This is a genomic window from Streptomyces collinus, from assembly GCF_031348265.1.
Classification (GTDB): domain Bacteria; phylum Actinomycetota; class Actinomycetes; order Streptomycetales; family Streptomycetaceae; genus Streptomyces; species Streptomyces collinus.
In genome coordinates this window covers 4,154,473-4,176,162 of the sequence record NZ_CP133771.1, presented here as the reverse complement: position 1 = coordinate 4,176,162, position 21,690 = coordinate 4,154,473, and the positions used below count along the sequence as shown (strand labels likewise).

General features: G+C 68.2%; 13 protein-coding genes and 3 rRNA genes. 7 read left to right on the top strand and 9 right to left on the bottom strand.

The genetic code is table 11. From position 1 onward, the window contains the following. Positions 1-3 precede the first annotated feature (3 nt). Entirely contained in the window at positions 4-2,034 is a 2,031-nt protein-coding gene (locus RFN52_RS18925; protein WP_184847803.1) for a sigma-70 family RNA polymerase sigma factor, read from the bottom strand. A gap of 213 nt (positions 2,035-2,247) precedes the next feature. Next, positions 2,248-3,012 carry a TetR/AcrR family transcriptional regulator gene (locus RFN52_RS18920; protein WP_184847802.1) on the bottom strand — a complete coding sequence of 255 codons (765 nt, stop codon included), beginning with the start codon at positions 3,010-3,012 and terminating at the stop codon, positions 2,248-2,250. A gap of 375 nt (positions 3,013-3,387) precedes the next feature. Between RFN52_RS18920 and RFN52_RS18915 the strand changes: the two genes are divergently transcribed. Together RFN52_RS18915 and RFN52_RS18910 are read left to right on the top strand one after the other, a co-directional pair. Then, positions 3,388-4,767, top strand: a complete 1,380-nt coding sequence (locus RFN52_RS18915; protein WP_184847801.1) for an NAD(P)/FAD-dependent oxidoreductase — start codon at positions 3,388-3,390, stop codon at positions 4,765-4,767. A gap of 174 nt (positions 4,768-4,941) precedes the next feature. Next, positions 4,942-6,609: an ATP-binding SpoIIE family protein phosphatase gene (locus RFN52_RS18910; RefSeq protein WP_184847800.1), complete on the top strand. Its 1,668-nt coding sequence runs from the start codon at positions 4,942-4,944 to the stop codon at positions 6,607-6,609. A gap of 10 nt (positions 6,610-6,619) precedes the next feature. Here RFN52_RS18910 and RFN52_RS18905 read toward each other — a convergent pair whose 3' ends face one another. Beyond that, on the bottom strand, positions 6,620-7,885 hold the full coding sequence (locus RFN52_RS18905) for an MFS transporter (protein ID WP_184853952.1): 1,266 nt from the start codon (positions 7,883-7,885) through the stop codon (positions 6,620-6,622). Positions 7,886-8,007: 122 nt separating this feature from the next. Between RFN52_RS18905 and RFN52_RS18900 the strand changes: the two genes are divergently transcribed. From RFN52_RS18900 to rrf, 4 genes are all read left to right on the top strand, one after another. Continuing rightward, entirely contained in the window at positions 8,008-8,556 is a 549-nt protein-coding gene (locus RFN52_RS18900) for a MarR family winged helix-turn-helix transcriptional regulator (protein ID WP_184847799.1), read from the top strand. A gap of 662 nt (positions 8,557-9,218) precedes the next feature. Beyond that, positions 9,219-10,744, top strand: a 16S ribosomal RNA gene (locus RFN52_RS18895). 309 nt (positions 10,745-11,053) lie between these two features. After that, positions 11,054-14,174, top strand: a 23S ribosomal RNA gene (locus tag RFN52_RS18890). Positions 14,175-14,269: 95 nt separating this feature from the next. Further along, positions 14,270-14,386, top strand: a 5S ribosomal RNA gene (gene rrf / locus RFN52_RS18885). The 16S, 23S and 5S rRNA genes sit together here, the layout of an rRNA operon. A gap of 49 nt (positions 14,387-14,435) precedes the next feature. Here rrf and RFN52_RS18880 read toward each other — a convergent pair. From RFN52_RS18880 to RFN52_RS18865, 4 genes are read right to left on the bottom strand one after another with little or no spacing between them, the layout of a single operon-like run. After that, positions 14,436-15,107: a response regulator gene (locus tag RFN52_RS18880; RefSeq protein WP_184847798.1), complete on the bottom strand. Its 672-nt coding sequence runs from the start codon at positions 15,105-15,107 to the stop codon at positions 14,436-14,438. Beyond that, positions 15,104-16,348, bottom strand: coding sequence for a sensor histidine kinase (locus RFN52_RS18875; protein ID WP_184853951.1), 1,245 nt, complete (start codon positions 16,346-16,348; stop codon positions 15,104-15,106). The genes RFN52_RS18880 and RFN52_RS18875 overlap by 4 nt, the downstream gene beginning before the upstream one ends. 23 nt (positions 16,349-16,371) lie before the next feature. Then, positions 16,372-17,151 carry an ABC-2 transporter permease gene (locus RFN52_RS18870; protein ID WP_184847797.1) on the bottom strand — a complete coding sequence of 260 codons (780 nt, stop codon included), beginning with the start codon at positions 17,149-17,151 and terminating at the stop codon, positions 16,372-16,374. Beyond that, positions 17,148-18,068 carry an ABC transporter ATP-binding protein gene (locus RFN52_RS18865; RefSeq protein WP_184847796.1) on the bottom strand — a complete coding sequence of 307 codons (921 nt, stop codon included), beginning with the start codon at positions 18,066-18,068 and terminating at the stop codon, positions 17,148-17,150. The genes RFN52_RS18870 and RFN52_RS18865 overlap by 4 nt, the downstream gene beginning before the upstream one ends. A gap of 92 nt (positions 18,069-18,160) precedes the next feature. On the opposite strand from RFN52_RS18865, the gene RFN52_RS18860 reads away from it, so the two are divergent. Next, entirely contained in the window at positions 18,161-18,703 is a 543-nt protein-coding gene (locus RFN52_RS18860) for a GNAT family N-acetyltransferase (RefSeq protein WP_184847795.1), read from the top strand. Between the two features lie 6 nt (positions 18,704-18,709). Here RFN52_RS18860 and RFN52_RS18855 read toward each other — a convergent pair whose 3' ends face one another. Continuing rightward, the gene (locus RFN52_RS18855) at positions 18,710-20,257 is read right to left on the bottom strand and encodes a type IV secretory system conjugative DNA transfer family protein (RefSeq protein ID WP_184847794.1); all 1,548 of its coding nucleotides are present in this window, start codon (positions 20,255-20,257) and stop codon (positions 18,710-18,712) included. A 17-nt stretch (positions 20,258-20,274) separates the two neighbouring features. Continuing rightward, complete coding sequence (locus tag RFN52_RS18850; RefSeq protein ID WP_184847793.1) at positions 20,275-21,684, bottom strand: ATP-binding protein; 1,410 nt, start codon at positions 21,682-21,684, stop codon at positions 20,275-20,277. Between the last annotated feature and the right edge of the window lie 6 nt (positions 21,685-21,690).

Genomic DNA, 21,690 nt, shown 5'->3' with positions numbered 1-21,690 from the left:
GGGCTAGCCGCAGGTGAACCTGGACTCCGCCCAGTCCACCGGCATCAGGTTGTCCAGGGCGCTGCGCGGTTCCACCACCAGCCGGACCGTGCTGCGGCCGGCGAGGTTCACATGGACGGGCACGGCCGGGTCACCGCCCTCGACCAGCGGCGACCGCCACAGCCGGACACCGTCGGCGTAGACGGAGAAGTACACCTTGCCGAGCCGCAGCGTCATGTCGTCCACCCCTACGAGCGCGTCGTACGACAAGCAGGGGCGGTTGAGGTCGATGGTGACGGACGAGCGGCCGTGCACGGTGACGCCGTGCGCGTACCGCTGGGCGCCGACCGACAGGCCGGACCGCTTCCAGACCCAGCTGCTCGAACCGATCCGCATCTCGGGTTTCGTGCCGTCGCCGTTGATGTCGTACGACAGTTCGCTCCACTGGTAGACGGCCGGAGCGGGCGGGGGCGGCGGGGGAGTGGGCGTCGGTGTGGGGGCCGGAGGCGGTGTGGGCCTCGGGGACTCGGGCGGTGGAGCGGGGGTCCGGGTCGGCGTGGGGTCCGGGTCCGGTTCCGGACTCGGGCTGGTCCTTGAGCTCGGTGCCGGCGCGGGCGTCTGGGCGCGTGCGGACACGATCTCCGGCGGTCGCGGCCCCGGGCCGGGCCGTGTGGAGGACGGCGGGGGCGAGGGTGTGGGCGTGGGCTCGCCCGGGCGTGCCACCGACGACGGCGGAGGGGGTGAGGTGGTGCCCTCGGCCTCCGGCTTCGGCTTCTCGTTGCCGGCCAGTGCCATCACCACCGCCGCCACCACGCCGACGGTGACCACACCGGCCGCGACACCGGCCTTCACGGGGGCGCCGACCCCCTCGGAGGCCATCGCACCACCGCCTCCGCCGACCGAACCGCCGCCTCCAGTGGCCGCCCCACCGGCCGAGCCACTCGCCCCAGTGGCCGCCCCACTCGCCCCGGAGGCAGAGCCACCTGCCCCCGCGGCCGCACCCGCCGCACCCGCCGCACCCGCCGCCCCCGCGCCCCCGGCGATGAGCCCGGCCGCCTTCGCGTACCCGGCGGCCCCGAACCAGCCGATGACCGCGACCGGCACGACGGCCGGGATGCCGCCGGCCACTTCCTCGATCTGCAGGGCCGCCAGCCGGCACTTCGCGCACTCGTCCAGGTGCTTGCGCAGCCCCCGCTCGGCCCGGGTGCGCAGCCGGCCTCGGGCGTAGGTGCCGAGCTGGTCGGCGTAGCGGGCGCACTCCTCGTCACCGGTGAGCGTGGCGCTGACGTGGGCCTGGAGGTAGGCCTGCTTGAGGCCCTCGCGGGCCCGGCTGGCGAGCACGCGGGTGCCGTTGGCGTCCAGCCCGAACAGCGTGGCGACCTCGCTGGGCGACTCGTCCTCGATCTCGGTGTGCCACAGCACGGCCTGCCAGCGCTCCGGCAGCGACCGGAAGGCCCGCATGGCCATGGACTGCTCGGCGTGGTGCATCGCCCGTACGTCCGCGCCCAGTTCGACCGTGTCGTCGTCGGACACGTCGGGCCCGCGTGCGGACTGGGCGGCGAACACCGCGAAGTCGTCGACGAGCTGCTCGCGCCGCGCCGACCTCGTCCAGGAGGCGGCCACGCGTCGGACGGAGGTGAGCAGGTAGGCGCGCACGGCGTGCGCCGGGCCCGCACCGCCGCGCACCGCCTGGAGCATGCGGGCGAAGACCTCGGCGGTCAGGTCGTCCGCGGTGTGGGCGTCACGGCAGCAGGTCCGGGCGTACCGGCGCACGGCTTGCGCATGGCGCCGGTACAGCTCCTCGTACGCCGTGTCGTCGCCCGAGCGCATCCGGTCGATGAGGTCGGTGTCGGACGGCGGCAGTTCACGCGGTGGCGGCAGGACGCCGTCCTCGCGCCGGTCGCGCTGGGCCGGGACCGAGACCTCGACGGGGTGCCCGCCGGGCGGCACGCTCGCGCGGCCGCCCTGGCTCGGCACCTGCGGCGGGACCGCGTCGCCGGCCGAGGCGTCGCCGCTCCCACTGCCGCCCGGCTCGTCCCGACCGTCAACGCTCATCGCGGAAAGCCCCCGCCAGCCACCCAACCCGTCCAGACCACCGGGTCAGCGTGCCATATTGGCTTTTGGTCAGACCCCCGGAGTTCGGACGATCACCCATCCGTGGGGATTTGCCGCACGGCAGTACTAACCGCCACCCATCCGGGGAAGGCTTCCCCTTTCCCTCAGGCCGGGCTCTCAGTGCCCGGCCCTCAGGGCCCGGAGGGGGGCGGCTCACGCCGGTCGCGAGCGCAGCCCCTCCAGCAGGATGTCCAGCAGCCGGGCCGACGCGGCCGCCTGCTGTGCGGCGTCCGGCAGTGAGGGCGCGGCCGTGGCGATCACCAGCAGCACGTCCGACACCGACACGTCCGCCCGCAGCTCACCGGCCGCACGCGCCCGGTCCACGAGCTGGCCCACGACCTCCAGCAGCGCCGACGTCCCGGCGTCGTCCTCGCCCGCGACCGTCGGCACCGCGGCGACCGCGACCGGCTGGTCCGGCACCAGCCGCAGCTCCGTCCCGCCCGGCTGGGTCCGCTGCTGCGGCACCCGCGGGCCTGAAGCGCCGTCCTCGACCGAGACCCGCAGCACCTGCGGCGGCAGCAGCCGCCCGGCGCCGGAGGCCACCGACGTCCGCAGGAAGCGCGACAGGGCCGACCACGGCTCGTCCTCCTGCCCGAGCGCCGCACGCGCCTGGTCGGTCAGCCGGGAGGTCTCCTCCTCGGCTATCCGCCGCACCAGGACGTCCTTGCTCGGGAACCGCCGGTACACCGTGCCCACACCGACCCGCGCGCGCCGCGCCACGTCCTCCATCGGCGCGCCGTACCCCAGCTCGCCGAAGACCTCGCGCGCCGCCCGCAGCACGTGCTCCAGATTGCGCTGTGCGTCCACGCGCAGCGGCGTCGTCCGCGACACGTCGCGTCCGTTGCCCGCCGCGCTCATCGTCATGCCACCCGCCGCGACCGCGGACGCAGGCGACCAATGAGAGTCCTGAACATGCATAAGCATTCCCCCGGTAATGACGTCTCCCCCCGGAGACACTCCCCGCCATTCGATGCCGGGGTCGGGGAACGGCTCGGGTCCGCGGGCCCGCCCGTCGCGGACCCGGTGAGCACATCCCCCTACACCCCGTCGACACACGAACATAGTTGAGAGGGAGTCAATTCAGAAGGGGCACGTTCCGCACGGAGCGCCCACCGATCGGAGTACGGGTCGCATACGTCCTGAATGTGCCCCCGTGCGCCCCTCGCACCACCCCTTCTGACCTGCACTTATGCGCAGCAGGTCCGGATTCCGGCCAACTCCGCGCGCTCTCCCGCTCCGGTCACACAATTCGTCGAGGCTGTGGACAAACTCAAGCGTCGGGTGCGTCATGGGATGGTGAAGGAACGTGCGCGCATTCTCGTTGTCGGTGGTGGCTACGTCGGGATGTACACGGCCCTGCGCCTGCAGCGCAGACTGAAACGGGAACTGGACCGGGGCGAGGTGGAGATCACCGTCGTCACCCCCGACCCGTACATGACCTACCAGCCGTTCCTCCCCGAGGCCGCGGCGGGCGCCATCTCGCCCCGCCACGTCGTCGTACCGCTGCGCCGCGTCCTCGACCGGTGCCGGATCCTGATCGGCGAGGTCACCGCCGTCGACCACGCCAAACGCACCGCCACCGTCACCACCCTCGCCACCGAGGAGGAGGGCATGGGCGGACAGCGGCTCTCCTACGACCAGCTCGTCCTCGCCCCCGGCTCCGTCTCGCGCACCCTGCCGGTCCCCGGCCTCGCCGACCACGGCATCGGCTTCAAGACCGTCGAGGAGGCCATCGGCCTGCGCAACCACGTCATCGAGCAGATGGACATCGCCTCCTCCACCCGCGACCCCGCGATCCGCGACGCGGCCCTCACCTTCGTCTTCGTCGGCGGCGGCTTCGCGGGCGTGGAGGCACTCGGCGAACTGGAGGACATGGCCCGCTACGCCGCGCGCTACTACCACAACATCCAGCCCGACGACATGAAGTGGATCCTCGTCGAGGCCTCGGACCGCATCCTGCCCGAGGTCGGCGAGGAGATGGGCCGCTACACCGTCACCGAGCTGCGCCGCCGCAACATCGACGTGCGCCTGGAGACCCGCCTCGAATCCTGCGCCGACCGGGTCGCCGTCCTCAGCGACGGCGCCCGCTTCCCCACCCGTACGGTCGTCTGGACCGCCGGCGTGAAACCCCACCCGGTGCTCGCCGCCACCGACCTGCCCCGCAACGGCCGCGGACGCCTCACCTGCACGCCGGAGCTGTCGGTCGAGGGCACCACGCACGCCTGGGCCGCGGGAGATGCCGCCGCCGTCCCCGATGTCACCGCCGAGGAACCGGGCCGCGAGTGCGCCCCCAACGCCCAGCACGCCGTCCGCCAGGCCAAGGTCCTCGCCGACAACATCGTCCACTCCCTGCGCGGCGAACCCCTGGAGACGTACGAACACGCCTACGCCGGCTCGGTCGCCTCCCTGGGCCTGCACAAGGGCGTCGCCCACGTCTACGGGCGCAAGCTCAAGGGCTACCCCGCCTGGTTCATGCACCGCGCCTACCACCTCAGCCGCGTGCCCACCTTCAACCGCAAGGCGCGCGTGCTCGCCGAATGGGCCCTGTCCGGTCTGTTCAAACGGGAGATCGTCTCCCTGGGTTCACTCGAACACCCCCGGGCGGAGTTCGAACTCGCGGCCGGTGGAAAGCCTTCTCAGGACCCCCCGAACAACCCGAAGGGGTCGTCCTGACCGGACCCAGGAACTCCACCGGCCGGCCCGGCGTCTGACGGATGTCGGTCCGGTCCGCGCACTGCCAGACTGGTCCACCACCGCGGGCGTGCCACCCCACGTCCCGGTGCGGGCCCTCCGGGGCCCCGGCCGGTTCCGGTGCCGGCCGCCGACCACTACACGAGGCAAGGATTCGTGAACTTCACGCGCTGGAGCGCCCGGCTCCCCGGAACGCAGCGCCGCGCCGCAGCGCGGACCGAGCAGACGGCCTCCCCGGACCGGCGGGGGGAAGGCTCCGTACCCGCCGCCCGTGCCGAACAACTGACCGACGAGTCACCGTCCGTACCCGCCGTCGACGAACTGCGGGTGCGTGAGGTCCTCGACCGCGTCCCGTCCCTCGTCGCCCTGGTCCACGGCCCCGACCACCGCATCGCCTACGTCAACGACGCCTACACGACCGCCTTCGGCGTACGCCCCCTGGGTGAACGCGCGCGCGAGGCCCTCCCCGAGCTGGACGGCCTCGGCCTGTTCCCCCTCCTGGACCAGGTCCAGCGCAGTGGCAAGCCGCGCACGGTCAAGTCCCGCAAGGCCCCCGACGGCCGCTCCTACACCTTCACCTGCACCCCGGTCGCCCAGGGCGACGGCAAGGGCGGCAGCGACGGCCGCGGCGTCCTCGTCTTCGCCACCGACGTCACCGACCACGCCGAAGCGGCCGAACGCCTGCGTGCCAGCGAACGCCGCCAGCGCGAAACGGCGGTCACCCTGCAGCGTTCCCTGCTCCCCCAGGAGCTCGAACAGCCGGACGACCTGCGCATCGCCGCCACCTACCACCCCGGCGGCACGGAAGCCGCGGTCGGCGGCGACTGGTACGACGTCATCACCCTGGGCGGCGGCCGCACGGCCCTGGTCATCGGCGACGTCATGGGCCGGGGCGTCCGCGCCGCGGCGGTCATGGGCCAGCTCCGCACGGCGGTCCGCGCCTACGCCCGCCTCGACCTCCCCCCGCACGAGGTCCTCCAGCTCCTGGACGGCCTGGCCGCCGAGATCGACGCCAACCAGATCGCCACCTGCGCGTACGCCATCCACGACCCGAACGAGGGCAAGCTGATCTACTCCTCGGCGGGCCACCTCCCGATCCTCGTCCGCGACGAGAACGGCACGGTCCTGCGCGCCGAAGAACCCACCGGCCCCCCGCTCGGCACCGGCGGCTGGATGCACACCTCGGGCTCGATCCCCCTCGCCCCCGGCTCCACGGCCGTCCTCTACACGGACGGCCTGGTCGAGCGCCGCGACGCGGACCTGGACGAGGGCATCGCCGCCCTGGAAAGCGCCCTGGCCGGAGCCACCGGCACCCCCCAGGTCGTCTGCGACCGCCTGGTCCGCTCGGCGGGAGTGACACCCGACCACGACGACGACGTGGCCGTCCTGGTCCTCCAGCACCCCGCCCGCACGGGAGCGGACAGCGAGCTCTTCCGCAACGCCGCCCTGGAACTCCTGGGCGGCGTGGAAGCGGCCCCCCGCGCGCGTGCCTTCGCCTCCGGCGTGCTGACCAGCTGGCGCTTCCCCGCCGATCTGCACGACCTGGGCGTCCTGGCCACCAGCGAACTGGTCGCCAACTCCCTCCAGCACGGCACCCCGCCGATGAGACTGCGCCTGCGCCGCACGGACAGACGGCTGATCATCGAGGTCACCGACGGCGACGACCACCTCCCCAGACGCCGCCGCGCGGAACCGGGCGACGAATCGGGCCGGGGCATCGCCATCGTCGCCACGATCGCGTCGAACTGGGGCTGCCGCCGCACACCGGGCGGCGGCAAGGCGGTGTGGTGCGAGTTCGCCCTGCCGCGCACGCAGCCGACGTGAGCGCGCCGGGTCAGACGTCCGCGGAAACGGGCGCCCCACCCCGCGCCACGACCCGGCTCTTCCCGAGCCACGGCTGATCCTGCACATCGGTCAGCTGCCGCCCCAACCGCACGGCCAGGACGGTGATCCCCAGGGAGAACACCAGGAACGCCACGATGTACGGCGCGTGCAGTGAGGCCCCCAGCGGCCCGCCCACCGCAGGCCCGACGGCCAGCGCGAGCTGCTTCACCAGGGCGAAAGCCGAGTTGTACTGCCCCGCCATCCCCTCCGGCGCGAGATCCGCGACCAGCGGGGCCACGGTCGGCGACAGCATTGCCTCACCCAGCCCGAACAGTGCGTACGTCGAGACGAACGCGGCCGTCGCCATCTCCTGGCTCCCGTGCCCGAGCCCCGCGTACCCGGCGACGGCCCACGCCACGGCCCAGATCAGTCCGACGGCGGCGATCACCCGCGACCGCCGGCGCCGCTCCACGAACCGGAGCACGGCGAACTGCGCGACGACGATCACCAGCGTGTTGGCGGCGAGCGCGGTCCCGAGCGCGGACGTGGAGATCCCCGCGGCCTCGACCCCGTACGCACTCAGCCCCGACTCGAACTGCCCGTAGCAGGCGAAGAACAGCACAAAGCCCAGCACGCACAGCTGCACCATGGCCCGGTTACCCATCAGCTGCTTCCAGCTGCCACGGCCAGACGCCTTCGGGGCGTCCTCGATCCGCGGCGCGTGCGGCATCCGCACGGTCACCATCACCACGACCAGCAGCAGGAACATCGCCGCCTCGATCGCGAAGAGCAGAGTGAAGGAGGCGGCGCTGGTGGTGTCGACCAGATGCCCGCCGATGAGACCGCCGACGCCGAGCCCGAGGTTCTGCAGGAAGAACTGCATGGCGAAGGCACGCGACCGCGTCTCGGCCGACGAGCAGTCCACGATCATCGTCGCGAGCGCCGGCTGCATCACGGCCTGCCCCGCCCCCAACAGGGAGGCCGACACCAGCACGGCCGCCGCACTGCTGGCGATGCCCAGGCTGAGCGCGCCCAGAGCGGCGGTGACCAGGGCGGCGAGCAACACCGGCAGCGGGCCCCGCCGGACGATGGCCCGCCCGGCGAACGGCAGCACCACCAGCGCGGCCACGGCGAAGACGGCGAGTACGAGACCCGCCGTCATGGCCCCAAGCCCTCGCACCTGCGCCACATAGACGTACAGGTACGGGACCGTGAAGCCGAGCCCGAACGCGCTGAGTGCGTTACCCACGTGAATCCGGCGCATCGCTGCGCCCATCGCCCTGGTCACGTTCACCTCTCTCACAAGTTAGGAGTGAAGACTTCGAAACTAAAGTTCGAAGCTAAAGAGTACATACCCAAGGACTTCAAGGCAAAGAACGGCCGTGCGATACTGCGCACATGGGCGACACCCCCGGCCCCAGCGAGCCGACCCTCGAAGAGCAGATCGCCGCGTACCAGCGCGAGTTCCAGGACCTAGACCCCCAGGTCGAGCAGATCGTCTCGGCCCTCTCCCGCCTGAACCGCCGCATGAACGTCGCCTACGGCCGTCAGACCTCGGCCCTCGGCATCAGCAACGCGGAGTGGGAGGTCCTCAAGGCCCTCGTCCTCTCCGGAGCTCCCTACCGCCTGGGCCCCAGCGACCTCGCCAAGCGTCTCGGCCTCACTCCGGCCGCAATGACCCACCGGATCGACCGCATGGTCGCCGAATCTCTGGTGACCCGTGAGCGAGACGAGTCCAACCGCGTACGAGTCATCGTGGAGCTGACATCCGAGGGGCGAGAGAAGTGGCTGGAGGCGATGCGCCTGGCGTCGGTCTTCGAGGAGGACCTGCTCCAGGACCTGTCCCCCGACGAGCGCACGGCACTGGGCGAAGTGCTCACACGCCTGCTGCGCCGGGTCGAGCACGCGCAGCCGGACGCCGGCGGGCGTCTCACCGACCTGGACTGACACCCGGGCCGAAAAGATCTTGACAGGGTCGCTTGACAGCCCCATGCCGGATCCGTAAAGTTCTTCGGGTTGCCGCAGAGCCGTAACGGTTCTTCGACAGCACTTCCGCCGCAGCAGCGGCACCCAAACCACCAGCTCGACATCCCGATGGGGTTGTTTTCGGCGTGCCCGAATTCAATTCGAATTGGGACTCGACGATCTGATCGACTCCGAACGGCGTCGATTTGGGAATCGCCGAGAGGGCGCGCTAAGGTTAGGGACGTCGGAACGGCCCAACAGCCGCGAAGACAAACCCCGCTGACCGGGGATCAGGCCCGAAAGGATCTGATAGAGTCGGAACCGCCGGAAAGGGAAACGCGGAAGCGGGAACCTGGAAAGCACCGAGGAAATCGGATCGGAAAGATCTGATAGAGTCGGAAACGCAAGACCGAAGGGAAGCGCCCGGAGGAAAGCCCGAGAGGGTGAGTACAAAGGAAGCGACCGTTCCTTGAGAACTCAACAGCGTGCCAAAAGTCAACGCCAGATATGTTGATACCCCGTCCATCGGACAACCGATGGTCGAGGTTCCTTTGAAAAAACACAGCGAGGACGCTGTGAACGGTCGGGCCTATTCCGCCTGACTGTTCCGCTCTCGTGCGTGTCATCCCGATTACGGGAAAACATTCACGGAGAGTTTGATCCTGGCTCAGGACGAACGCTGGCGGCGTGCTTAACACATGCAAGTCGAACGATGAACCACTTCGGTGGGGATTAGTGGCGAACGGGTGAGTAACACGTGGGCAATCTGCCCTGCACTCTGGGACAAGCCCTGGAAACGGGGTCTAATACCGGATACTGATCCGTCTGGGCATCCAGATGGTTCGAAAGCTCCGGCGGTGCAGGATGAGCCCGCGGCCTATCAGCTTGTTGGTGAGGTAGTGGCTCACCAAGGCGACGACGGGTAGCCGGCCTGAGAGGGCGACCGGCCACACTGGGACTGAGACACGGCCCAGACTCCTACGGGAGGCAGCAGTGGGGAATATTGCACAATGGGCGAAAGCCTGATGCAGCGACGCCGCGTGAGGGATGACGGCCTTCGGGTTGTAAACCTCTTTCAGCAGGGAAGAAGCGAAAGTGACGGTACCTGCAGAAGAAGCGCCGGCTAACTACGTGCCAGCAGCCGCGGTAATACGTAGGGCGCGAGCGTTGTCCGGAATTATTGGGCGTAAAGAGCTCGTAGGCGGCTTGTCACGTCGGTTGTGAAAGCCCGGGGCTTAACCCCGGGTCTGCAGTCGATACGGGCAGGCTAGAGTTCGGTAGGGGAGATCGGAATTCCTGGTGTAGCGGTGAAATGCGCAGATATCAGGAGGAACACCGGTGGCGAAGGCGGATCTCTGGGCCGATACTGACGCTGAGGAGCGAAAGCGTGGGGAGCGAACAGGATTAGATACCCTGGTAGTCCACGCCGTAAACGGTGGGCACTAGGTGTGGGCAACATTCCACGTTGTCCGTGCCGCAGCTAACGCATTAAGTGCCCCGCCTGGGGAGTACGGCCGCAAGGCTAAAACTCAAAGGAATTGACGGGGGCCCGCACAAGCGGCGGAGCATGTGGCTTAATTCGACGCAACGCGAAGAACCTTACCAAGGCTTGACATACACCGGAAACGTCCAGAGATGGGCGCCCCCTTGTGGTCGGTGTACAGGTGGTGCATGGCTGTCGTCAGCTCGTGTCGTGAGATGTTGGGTTAAGTCCCGCAACGAGCGCAACCCTTGTCCCGTGTTGCCAGCAGGCCCTTGTGGTGCTGGGGACTCACGGGAGACCGCCGGGGTCAACTCGGAGGAAGGTGGGGACGACGTCAAGTCATCATGCCCCTTATGTCTTGGGCTGCACACGTGCTACAATGGCCGGTACAATGAGCTGCGATACCGCGAGGTGGAGCGAATCTCAAAAAGCCGGTCTCAGTTCGGATTGGGGTCTGCAACTCGACCCCATGAAGTCGGAGTCGCTAGTAATCGCAGATCAGCATTGCTGCGGTGAATACGTTCCCGGGCCTTGTACACACCGCCCGTCACGTCACGAAAGTCGGTAACACCCGAAGCCGGTGGCCCAACCCCTTGTGGGAGGGAGCTGTCGAAGGTGGGACTGGCGATTGGGACGAAGTCGTAACAAGGTAGCCGTACCGGAAGGTGCGGCTGGATCACCTCCTTTCTAAGGAGCACTTCTTACCGATCCCTTCGGGGTGAGGTCAGAGGCCAGTACATCAGCGAATGTCTGATGCTGGTTGCTCATGGGTGGAACGTTGACTATTCGGCCAGGACCTCGGGTCGGAGGCTGCTAGTACTGCTCGTAAGAGCGTGGAACGCATGATCTCCGGACGGGACTTGGCCGGGCACGCTGTTGGGTGTCTGAGGGAATGAACTTCCTCAGTCGCCGGCCCCAGTGAACTCGCCTGTAGAGGGCGGGGTGATGGGTGGCTGGTCGTTGTTTGAGAACTGCACAGTGGACGCGAGCATCTGTGGCCAAGTTTTTAAGGGCGCACGGTGGATGCCTTGGCACCAGGAACCGATGAAGGACGTGGGAGGCCACGATAGTCCCCGGGGAGTCGTCAACCAGGCTTTGATCCGGGGGTTTCCGAATGGGGAAACCCGGCAGTCGTCATGGGCTGTCACCCTTGTCTGAACACATAGGGCAAGTGGAGGGAACGCGGGGAAGTGAAACATCTCAGTACCCGCAGGAAGAGAAAACAACCGTGATTCCGGGAGTAGTGGCGAGCGAAACCGGATGAGGCTAAACCGTATACGTGTGAGACCCGGCAGGGGTTGCGTATGCGGGGTTGTGGGATCTCTCTTCCACGGTCTGCCGGCCGTGGGACGAGTCAGAAACCGTTGATGTAGGCGAAGGACATGCGAAAGGTCCGGCGTAGAGGGTAAGACCCCCGTAGTCGAAACATCAGCGGCTCGTTTGAGAGACACCCAAGTAGCACGGGGCCCGAGAAATCCCGTGTGAATCTGGCGGGACCACCCGCTAAGCCTAAATATTCCCTGGTGACCGATAGCGGATAGTACCGTGAGGGAATGGTGAAAAGTACCCCGGGAGGGGAGTGAAATAGTACCTGAAACCGTGTGCCTACAAGCCGTGGGAGCGTCGGATGGAAGCTTGCTTCCATCTCGTGACTGCGTGCCTTTTGAAGAATGAGCCTGCGAGTTTGCGGTGTGTTGCGAGGTTAACCCGTGTGGGGAAGCCGTAGCGAAAGCGAGTCCGAATAGGGCGTTTCAGTAGCACGCTCAAGACCCGAAGCGGAGTGATCTAGCCATGGGCAGGTTGAAGCGGAGGTAAGACTTCGTGGAGGACCGAACCCACCAGGGTTGAAAACCTGGGGGATGACCTGTGGTTAGGGGTGAAAGGCCAATCAAACTCCGTGATAGCTGGTTCTCCCCGAAATGCATTTAGGTGCAGCGTCGTGTGTTTCTTGCCGGAGGTAGAGCACTGGATAGGCGATGGGCCCTACCGGGTTACTGACCTTAGCCAAACTCCGAATGCCGGTAAGTGAGAGCGCGGCAGTGAGACTGTGGGGGATAAGCTCCATGGTCGAGAGGGAAACAGCCCAGAGCATCGACTAAGGCCCCTAAGCGTACGCTAAGTGGGAAAGGATGTGGAGTCGCAGAGACAACCAGGAGGTTGGCTTAGAAGCAGCCACCCTTGAAAGAGTGCGTAATAGCTCACTGGTCTAGTGATTCCGCGCCGACAATGTAGCGGGGCTCAAGCGTACCGCCGAAGTCGTGTCATTGCGATATGTACCCCCAACGGGGATCGTGATGGGTAGGGGAGCGTCGTGTGCCGGGTGAAGCAGCACCGGAAGGTAGTTGTGGACGGTTCACGAGTGAGAATGCAGGCATGAGTAGCGATTCACACGTGAGAAACGTGTGCGCCGATTGACTAAGGGTTCCTGGGTCAAGCTGATCTGCCCAGGGTAAGTCGGGACCTAAGGCGAGGCCGACAGGCGTAGTCGATGGATAACCGGTTGATATTCCGGTACCCGCTGTGAAGCGTCAAACATCGAGCATCGTGATGCTAAGGCCGTGAAGCCGCCCTGGAGCCTTCGGGCAAAGGGGAGTGGTGGAGCCGCTGAACCAAGCGGTTAGTAGGTGAGTGATGGGGTGACGCAGGAAGGTAGTCCATCCCGGGCGGTGGTTGTCCCGGGGTAAGGGTGTAGGCCGTGATCCAGGCAAATCCGGATCACACAAGGCTGAGACCTGATGCCGAGCCGATTGTGGTGAAGTGGATGATCCTATGCTGTCGAGAAAAGCCTCTAGCGAGTTTCATGGCGGCCCGTACCCTAAACCGACTCAGGTGGTCAGGTAGAGAATACCGAGGCGTTCGGGTGAACTATGGTTAAGGAACTCGGCAAAATGCCCCCGTAACTTCGGGAGAAGGGGGGCCACACTCGGTGATCCGATTTACTCGGTGAGCTGGGGGTGGCCGCAGAGACCAGCGAGAAGCGACTGTTTACTAAAAACACAGGTCCGTGCGAAGCCGTAAGGCGATGTATACGGACTGACGCCTGCCCGGTGCTGGAACGTTAAGGGGACCGGTTAGCTCAGATTCGTCTGGGCGAAGCTGAGAACTTAAGCGCCAGTAAACGGCGGTGGTAACTATAACCATCCTAAGGTAGCGAAATTCCTTGTCGGGTAAGTTCCGACCTGCACGAATGGCGTAACGACTTCTCGACTGTCTCAACCATAGGCCCGGTGAAATTGCACTACGAGTAAAGATGCTCGTTTCGCGCAGCAGGACGGAAAGACCCCGGGACCTTTACTACAGTTTGATATTGGTGTTCGGTTCGGCTTGTGTAGGATAGCTGGGAGACTGTGAACTCTGGACGCCAGTTCAGGGGGAGTCGTCGTTGAAATACCAGTCTGGTCGTGCTGGATGTCTAACCTGGGTCCGTGATCCGGATCAGGGACAGTGTCTGATGGGTAGTTTAACTGGGGCGGTTGCCTCCTAAAGAGTAACGGAGGCGCCCAAAGGTTCCCTCAGCCTGGTTGGCAATCAGGTGTTGAGTGTAAGTGCACAAGGGAGCTTGACTGTGAGACCGACGGGTCGAGCAGGGACGAAAGTCGGGACTAGTGATCCGGCGGTGGCTTGTGGAAGCGCCGTCGCTCAACGGATAAAAGGTACCCCGGGGATAACAGGCTGATCTTCCCCAAGAGTCCATATCGACGGGATGGTTTGGCACCTCGATGTCGGCTCGTCGCATCCTGGGGCTGGAGTCGGTCCCAAGGGTTGGGCTGTTCGCCCATTAAAGCGGTACGCGAGCTGGGTTTAGAACGTCGTGAGACAGTTCGGTCCCTATCCGCTGTGCGCGTAGGAATATTGAGAAGGGCTGTCCCTAGTACGAGAGGACCGGGACGGACGAACCTCTGGTGTGCCAGTTGTTCTGCCAAGGGCATGGCTGGTTGGCTACGTTCGGGAGGGATAACCGCTGAAAGCATCTAAGCGGGAAGCCTGCTTCGAGATGAGTATTCCCACCTCCTTGAGAGGGTAAGGCTCCCAGTAGACGACTGGGTTGATAGGCCGGATATGGAAGCACGGTAACGTGTGGAGTTGACCGGTACTAATAGGCCGAGGGCTTGTCCTCAGTTGCTCGCGTCCACTGTGTTGGTTCTGAAACCACGAACGGCCCCATGCCATGGTCACGGTATGGTGCGGCATTGTTCGACAGTTTCATAGTGTTTCGGTGGTTATAGCGTAGGGGAAACGCCCGGTTACATTCCGAACCCGGAAGCTAAGCCTTACAGCGCCGATGGTACTGCAGGGGGGACCCTGTGGGAGAGTAGGACGCCGCCGAACAATTTTTGGGAAAACCCCCGCATCTTCGGATGCGGGGGTTTTCTGCGTTTCAGGACGTCTGGACCAGCTTGGTGTCGTACGCCAGGATGACCGCCTGAATGCGGTCGCGGGAGCCGGTCTTGGCGAGAATACGGCCCACGTGGGTTTTCACCGTCGATTCGGCCAGGTGGAGACGCGTGGCTATCTCCGTGTTGGTCCAGCCCTTGCCGATGACCGTAAGGATTTCGCGTTCCCGGTCCGTCAGGGAAGCGAGACGCGGGTCGTCCTGGGACAGGGCTTCCGACGAGGGGCCGGTCGGCAGGTGGTGGACGTAGGCGTCCAGGAGGCGGCGGGTCAGGCTGGGGGCGACCACCGCGTCTCCCGTGGCCACCGCGCGGATGCCGGCGAGGAGTTCCTCGGGCTGGGCGTCCTTGACGAGGAAGCCGGAGGCGCCTGCGCGGAGCCCGGCGTAGGCGTACTCGTCCAGGTCGAAGGTGGTGACGATCAGGATGCGGGTGCGGTCGCCGGCGGCGGTGATGCGGCGGGTCGCCTCGATCCCGTCGAGGCCGGGCATGCGGATGTCCATGAGGACGACGTCGGGGTGGAGCTCGGCCGCGAGGCGGACCGCTTCGCTGCCGTTCGCCGCCTCGCCCACGACCGTCATGTCGTCCTGACTCTCCAGCAGCATGCGGGAGCCGAAGCGCTGAAGGGGCTGGTCGTCGGCGATGAGGACCGTGGTCACTGCGGGGACTCCTCCGGGAGAGACAGGCGGACACGCCAGCCCCGCTCAGGGTCGGGGCGGGGGCCGGCCTCAAGTGTGCCGCCGTACAGGGCCGTTCGCTCGCGCATTCCGGGGAGCCCGCGGCCGTCCCGGGAAGTCCTGTCGGTGCGGCTGCCGTTGCCGGTGTCGGTGATCGTGACGGAGACGGCGGACTTCTCCTCGTAGAAGAGCTCTATCTCCGCGGTGGCGTGGGGGCCGCCGTGTTTGAGGGTGTTGGTGAGGGCTTCCTGGATGACGCGGTAGACGGTGAGCTGGCGGCCCGGGGGGAGGGTGGGGTCGCCGTGGGTGGTGGTGCTGACGGGGAGGCCGGCGGAGCGTACGCCGTCGAGGAGCCGGTCGAGGTCGGTGAGGCCCGGCTGGGGGGTCAGGTCGGCCTGTTGCCGCTCTTCCTCGCGCAGGACGTCGAGGAGGCGGCGGAGTTCGGTGAGGGCCTGGCGGCTGGTGGTGGCGATGGCGTCGAGGGCCTGGGCCGCGCGATCGGGGGACTTGGCGGCCGCGTATCGGCCGCCGTCGGCGAGGCCGGTGATGACGGAGAGGTTGTGGCCGATGATGTCGTGCATCTCGCGGGCGATGCGGGCGCGTTCGGCGGCGGCGGCGAGCTGGGCCTGCTGGTCGCGTTCGGTCTCCAGGCGGCGGGCGCGGTCCTCCAGGGCCTCGGTGTAGTCGCGGCGGGTGCGGACCGTGGCACCGATGAGGGCGGCCACGGTGATGGACATCAGGTGTGAGCCGATCTGCTGGTCCCAGGTGCCCTCGCCGTGGCGGAGGGCCGACACGAGGACCGGGGCGATCACCAGGGCCGTCGCCCACCACAGGTTGCGCAGCGGACGGCGCAGGGCCAGATGGTAGACGAGGACCAGTTGGAGCAGCGCTGCCTGGAGGGCGGCGCCGGTCCAGGCGTTGACGAGGGCGAAGGGGGCCATGGCGGTCAGGACCGCACCGGGGTGGGTGCGGCGCCACAGGAGCGGGGCCGACAGGCCGAGGCTCAGGGTCAGGAGGAGCCAGCCGGGGACGCCGAGGTGATGGGCGTTGTTGCGCCAGCCGCCGCCGGCGTAGTCGATGAGGGCGGCGGTGACCCAGAAGCCGGTGAAGTGGAGGTCCCACAGCAGCGGGTGGCGTCGGTCGAAGGCGCGCACCTTGTGGGTGAGGCGCTGGGCGTACTCGGTGAGGGGCTCCGGCGCCCGGTTTTCCGTCACGGGGTCCATCGTGGGGGGTTCGGTGCCGGGCGTCATACGTCTTTGCGGCGCAGGACCGTCGCGGCCACCGTGAGGATGGTCGCCGTCCACAGAAGCATGGCCAGCAGGGAGGCGCCCGGGGAGGCGGCTCCGGGCTGGGGCTGGGCCGTGGTGAGGGCTTCCAGTGCCTTGCCGGGGAAGTAGCGGACGGCGTCGTCGACGAAGGCGTACGGGAGCATGGCCAGGATCTCCGGGAGGATCATGACCAGGCCGATGAAGGCGCCGATGGCCGTGGGGACCGAGCGGAGCAGGGCGCCGATGCCGAGGGCGAGGACGGCGAGGAGGGTGAGGCCGGCCGCGTTGCCCGCGAGAGCGCGCAGGACGCCTGGGTCGCCGAGGGAGGCGGAGAGGTCGGTGCCGTTGAGGAAGGACTGGGCCAGGGGGAACGTGAGGAGGTTCGTCGCCAGGGTGAGGGGGAGGATGACCCCGGCCAGGACGGCGGCCTTGGACCACAGGACGGGCAGGCGGCGGGGGACCGCGGTCATCGTGGCGCGGATCTGGCCCGTGGAGTACTCGCCGGCGGTGGCCAGGATGCCCAGCACGCCGAGGTTGATGGTGGCGAACTGGGTGCCGAGCAGGGCGAACATGACGGGGTCCATACCGCCTTCGCCGGAACCGTCGTAGGCGGCGCCGAGGCCCGCGCCCATCGCGGCGGTCAGGAGGCTCGTGACGGCGAGGTTGATCCAGGTGGAGCGCAGGGTCCAGAGCTTGTGCCACTCGGAGCGCAGGACGCGGGCGGGGGTCACGCGGTAGGGGAGGGTCGCCGTGGTCATGCCGCTGCTCCTTCCAGGGTCGCCGGGTACTCCAGCGCGTCGCGGGTGAGGTCCATGAAGGCCTCCTCCAAGGAGGCGGCGTTGGGGGTCAGTTCGTAGAGGGCGATGCCGTGGGCGGCTGCGGTGCGGCCGATGTGCCGGGCGTCCGTGCCGCGGATGTGGAGGGTGCCGGGGGTGTCGGTGGTGATGTCGACGCCGGGTGCGGTCAGGAGGTCTGCGAGGGCGGTGGCCTCCGGGGTGACGACCTTGGTGGTGCCCGCGCCGGAGTCGCGGACGAAGTCGGTGACCGTCGTGTCGGCGAGGAGGCGGCCGCGGCCGATGATGACGAGGTGGTCGGCGGTGAGGGCCATCTCGCTCATCAGGTGGGAGGAGACGAGGACCGTGCGGCCTTCCGCGGCGAGGGACTTGAGCAGGTTGCGGATCCACAGGACGCCCTCCGGGTCGAGGCCGTTGACCGGCTCGTCGAGGATGAGCGTGGCCGGGTCGCCGAGGAGGGCGGCGGCGATGCCGAGGCGCTGTCCCATGCCGAGGGAGAAGCCCTTGACGCGGCGGTGGGCGACGTCGGTCAGGCCGGTGAGGCCGAGGACGTGGTCGACCCGGGCGCGGGGGATGCCGTGGGTGTGGGCGAGGGCGCGCAGGTGGTGGTTCGCGGTGCGGCCGGGGTGGACCGAGCGGGCTTCCAGCAGGGCGCCGACCTCGGTGAGGGGCGCCGGGTGGGCGGCGTAGGAGCGTCCGCCCACGGTGGCGTGGCCGCGGGTGGGGGCGTCGAGGCCGAGGAGCATCCGCATGGTCGTGGACTTGCCTGCGCCGTTCGGGCCGAGGAAGCCGGTGACGGTGCCGGGGCGGACGGTGAAGGACAGGTCCGTGACGACCGTCCGGTCGCCGTAGCGCTTGGTGAGTTCGTGTGCCGTCAGCATGGTTCGATGCTCGTGCGTGCGGGGGCCGCGGGCGTCGGACCGGCGGGGTAATTGGGGTGAGGGGTGTCGTACCCGGGTACTACCGTGGCCGTATGAGCTATGTGATCCGGTCCGTCCGTGCTGATGAGTGGCCTGCGGCGAAGGAGCTGCGGCTGGCGGCGCTGCGGGACCCGGTGGCGCACCTGGCCTTCCTGGAGACCTACGAAGAGGCGGCGGCCCGGCCGGACGCCTTCTGGCAGGAGCGGACCGCGGGGGCCGCCGAGGGGGCGGACGGGGCGCAGCAGATCATCGCCGAGGGGCCGGACGGGCGGTGGGTGGCGACCCTGACCGTGCTCGTGGAGGAGCCCGGGACGACGGACTGGGCCGGGTTTCCGGTGGAGCGGAAGCAGGGGCATCTGGTCGGCGTGTTCGTACGGCCCGAGGAGCGCGGGAGCGGGCTGACCGAGGTGCTGTTCGACGCGGCCCTGGAGTGGTCGTGGGGGCGGGGTCTTGAGCGCGTGCGGCTCATCGTGCACGAGGAGAACGGGCGGGCACAGCGGTTCTACCGGCGGGTGGGGTTCCTGCCGAGCGGGGTGACGGTGTCGCTGGTGGACGCCGGGGAGCTGGAGCTGGAGTTCGTGCTTGAGCGGGAGTGACAGGCCCTAGACGGGCAGTTCGTCGTGCGGCCAGCGGGCTCGGCCCTGTTCGCGGGACCGGAGCAGGGCCAGGGTCGGCATGCCCCGGTCCGCTCCGGTGGCCAGCAGCTCCGGAAGCTGGGGAAGCGGGGCCACGGCCGCGACGTCGTCCAGGACGAGCGTCATTGGTGGGTCGAGGCGACCGGCCGATGACCGTTCGGCCATGTGCCGGCCGCGCTCGACCACGCTGGAGACGAGGGCCGTCAGGAGGGGCATCGCGCCCGGGTTCGTCCTGGGGTCCTCGATGGATTCCCCCACCACATAAAGCGTGCCCCCTTCGTGGACGAAGGAATCCAAGGCGAGGGCATCAGTTCGGTTGGGAGTGCAGGCCTCGCGGATATTGACCGTGGAGAGGGCGGCGAGGGCACGGGTCGTCAGCTGCTGGGCCATGTCACGGCGTTCGGGGTGGGCCGTGAGGGCGCCTTCGAGTTCGCCCGCGGATCCCGGGGCGGCCTTGGGGCTGGTGCGCAGGATGCGTACGGCGTCCTGGATCTGGGTGCCCTGGGACCAGCGGTGGACATGGCGGATGGTGCGGCCGTCGATCGCTGCGGCGTGCAGGTAGCTCCGCAGGAGTATCTCGGCTGTGTCGCTGAGGGCCTGGTCGAGTTTGGCGGTGGGGCGGACGGGGCTGAGGAGAGCGGTGGCCCTCGTCATTGCCGTCGCCTTGTCCTCGCAGCCGGCTGTGGGGGACCAGTGCAGCCGGGACGGGGTGTCGCAGAGGTGGGTGGGGTCGTAGAGGTGGGTGGGGCCCAGTTTGGCTCTGGCGTCCTTGGTTTCCTGCCAGAGGGTGGGGTTCGAGGTGACGACGAGGGCGGGGCCCTCCGCGTCGCGCACCGCCTGGGTCGCCGTGGTCTGGCGGGCTTCCTTCGGGGCTACGAGGACCTTTTCCCACCTGCCCGCCCGTTCTTGGGCGAACAGGGGGGCCGGGGCCGCGGTGGGGACGGTGGCGGTGGGTGGCGGAACCGGAACCGCTGCCGGCTCCGGGGCGTGCGAGCGGGGCGTCGGCACCTCGTGCTGCACCGCCGTCGACACGTGCTCCGGAGCCGGTGTTGCTGTTTGTGCCGGTGTCTGCGCAGGAGCCGGTGTCTGTGTCTCGTGCTGGGTCGGCAGCGGCGGTTCCTGTGCCGCCAGGATCCTGTCCTCCCGGCGCCTCGCGCGGACCGCCCGCCACCGGGCCAGCGTGCCCATCACGAACACGGTCAGGACGACCAGGACCATCAGCTGGCCGATGAACAGGCCCCAGAAGAGGCCGTAGCCGGAGAGCTCGCCGGGGGGTGTGTCGGGCCAGGCGCCGGGGATGTCGTGGGGCTGGGCGATGAGGCCGCGCATGGCCAGGGGCGTGCGGGCGAAGGTGACGCCGGACGGCCAGGCGCCGTGGGCGAACAGGGCGGCCAGGCCCGTGGCCGTCCACGCCAGCACGGTCATGCCGAGGAGGAACGCCAGTACGCCGACCAGCAGGCCGTCGGGGATGCCTCCCTGGCCGTCCCGCTGGGTGTGGCGGTCGTCCGGTCTCACACGTCCTCCCCTTGCGCCTACGCCACCGTCGATTCGGAGTCGCCCAGGTGGTGCTCCACGAAGGCCGCGGCCCGTTCCTCCGCCTCCAGTTCGGCGGCGTGCAGGGCGTCGTCCGTGAGGTCGGCGGAGGACTCGGTCATCGCGCGGTCGGTGAAGACGAGTGGGCGTTCGGTCTCCGTGACCAGGTGTTTGACGACCTGGACGTTGCCGTTGACGTCCCAGACGGCGATGCCGGGGGTGAGCGTCGGGATGATCTCCACCGCCCAGCGGGGCAGGCCCAGGACACGGCCCGTCGCCCTCGCCTCGTCGGCTTTCTGGGCGTAGATCGTCCTGGTCGAGGCCATCTTGAGGATCGCCGCCGCTTCCTTGGCGGCTGCCCCGTCGACGACGTCCGACAGGTGGTGGACCACCGCCACGAACGACAGGCCCAGGCGTCGGCCGAACTTCAGCAGGCGCTGGAACAGCTGGGCCACGAAGGGGCTGTTGATGATGTGCCAGGCCTCCTCGACCAGGAAGATGCGCTTCTTCCGGTCGGGGCGGATCCAGGTGTGCTCCAGCCACACGCCGACGATCGCCATGAGGATGGGCATGGCGATGGAGTTGCGGTCGATGTGGGACAGGTCGAAGACGATGAGCGGTGCGTCGAGGTCGATGCCGACCGTCGTCGGGCCGTCGAACATGCCGCGCAGGTCACCGTCGACCAGGCGGTCCAGGACCAGGGCGACGTCGAGGCCCCAGGCCCGTACGTCGTCTATGGCGACGTTCATCGCCTCGGCCGACTCGGGCTCGGGGTGGCGCAGCTGCTCGACGATGTCGGTCAGGACCGGCTGGCGGTCGACGATGGTCTCGTTGACGTAGGCGTGGGCGACCTTGAGGGCGAAGCCGGAGCGTTCGTCCAGGCCGTGGCCCATGGCGACCTCGATGATCGTCCGGAGCAGGGCCAGCTGGCCCGTCGTGGTGATCGCGGGGTCGAGCGGGTTGAGGCGGATGCCCATGTCCAGGGCCGCCGTCGGGTCCAGGCGGATGGGGGTTATGCCCAGCTCCTGCGCGATGAGGTTCCACTCGCCGACGCCGTCCTCGCCCTGGGCGTCCAGGACGACGACCTGGCGGTCGCGGAAGCGGAGCTGGCGCAGCACGTACGTCTTCTCCAGCGCCGACTTGCCGTTGCCGGACTCGCCGAGGACCAGCCAGTGGGGAGCGGGGAGCTGCTGGCCGTAGAGCTGGAAGGGGTCGTAGATGTAGCCCTTTCCGGAGTACACCTCGCGGCCGATGATGACGCCGGAGTCGCCGAGGCCGGGGGCGGCGGTCGGGAGGTAGACCGCCTGGGCCTGGCCCGTGGACGTGCGCACCGGGAGCCTGGTCGTCTCGACCTTCCCGAAGAGGAAGGAGGTGAAGGCGTCGGTGAGGACGGACAGCGGGTCCCGCATCAGGTC

Bases quoted from the DNA above. Each gene is read 5' to 3' on its own strand.
- RFN52_RS18920 (WP_184847802.1), bottom strand. From the start codon at position 3,012: ATGCATGTTCAGGACTCTCATTGGTCGCCTGCGTCCGCGGTCGCGGCG.
- RFN52_RS18865 (WP_184847796.1), bottom strand. From the start codon at position 18,068: ATGCTGACGGCACACGAACTCACCAAGCGCTACGGCGACCGGACGGTC.
- RFN52_RS18915 (WP_184847801.1), top strand. From the start codon at position 3,388: ATGGTGAAGGAACGTGCGCGCATTCTCGTTGTCGGTGGTGGCTACGTC.
- RFN52_RS18850 (WP_184847793.1), bottom strand. From the start codon at position 21,684: ATGCGGGACCCGCTGTCCGTCCTCACCGACGCCTTCACCTCCTTCCTC.
- RFN52_RS18900 (WP_184847799.1), top strand. From the start codon at position 8,008: ATGGGCGACACCCCCGGCCCCAGCGAGCCGACCCTCGAAGAGCAGATC.
- RFN52_RS18860 (WP_184847795.1), top strand. From the start codon at position 18,161: ATGAGCTATGTGATCCGGTCCGTCCGTGCTGATGAGTGGCCTGCGGCG.
- RFN52_RS18925 (WP_184847803.1), bottom strand. From the start codon at position 2,034: ATGAGCGTTGACGGTCGGGACGAGCCGGGCGGCAGTGGGAGCGGCGAC.
- RFN52_RS18875 (WP_184853951.1), bottom strand. From the start codon at position 16,348: ATGGACCCCGTGACGGAAAACCGGGCGCCGGAGCCCCTCACCGAGTAC.
- RFN52_RS18870 (WP_184847797.1), bottom strand. From the start codon at position 17,151: ATGACCACGGCGACCCTCCCCTACCGCGTGACCCCCGCCCGCGTCCTG.
- RFN52_RS18905 (WP_184853952.1), bottom strand. From the start codon at position 7,885: ATGGGCGCAGCGATGCGCCGGATTCACGTGGGTAACGCACTCAGCGCG.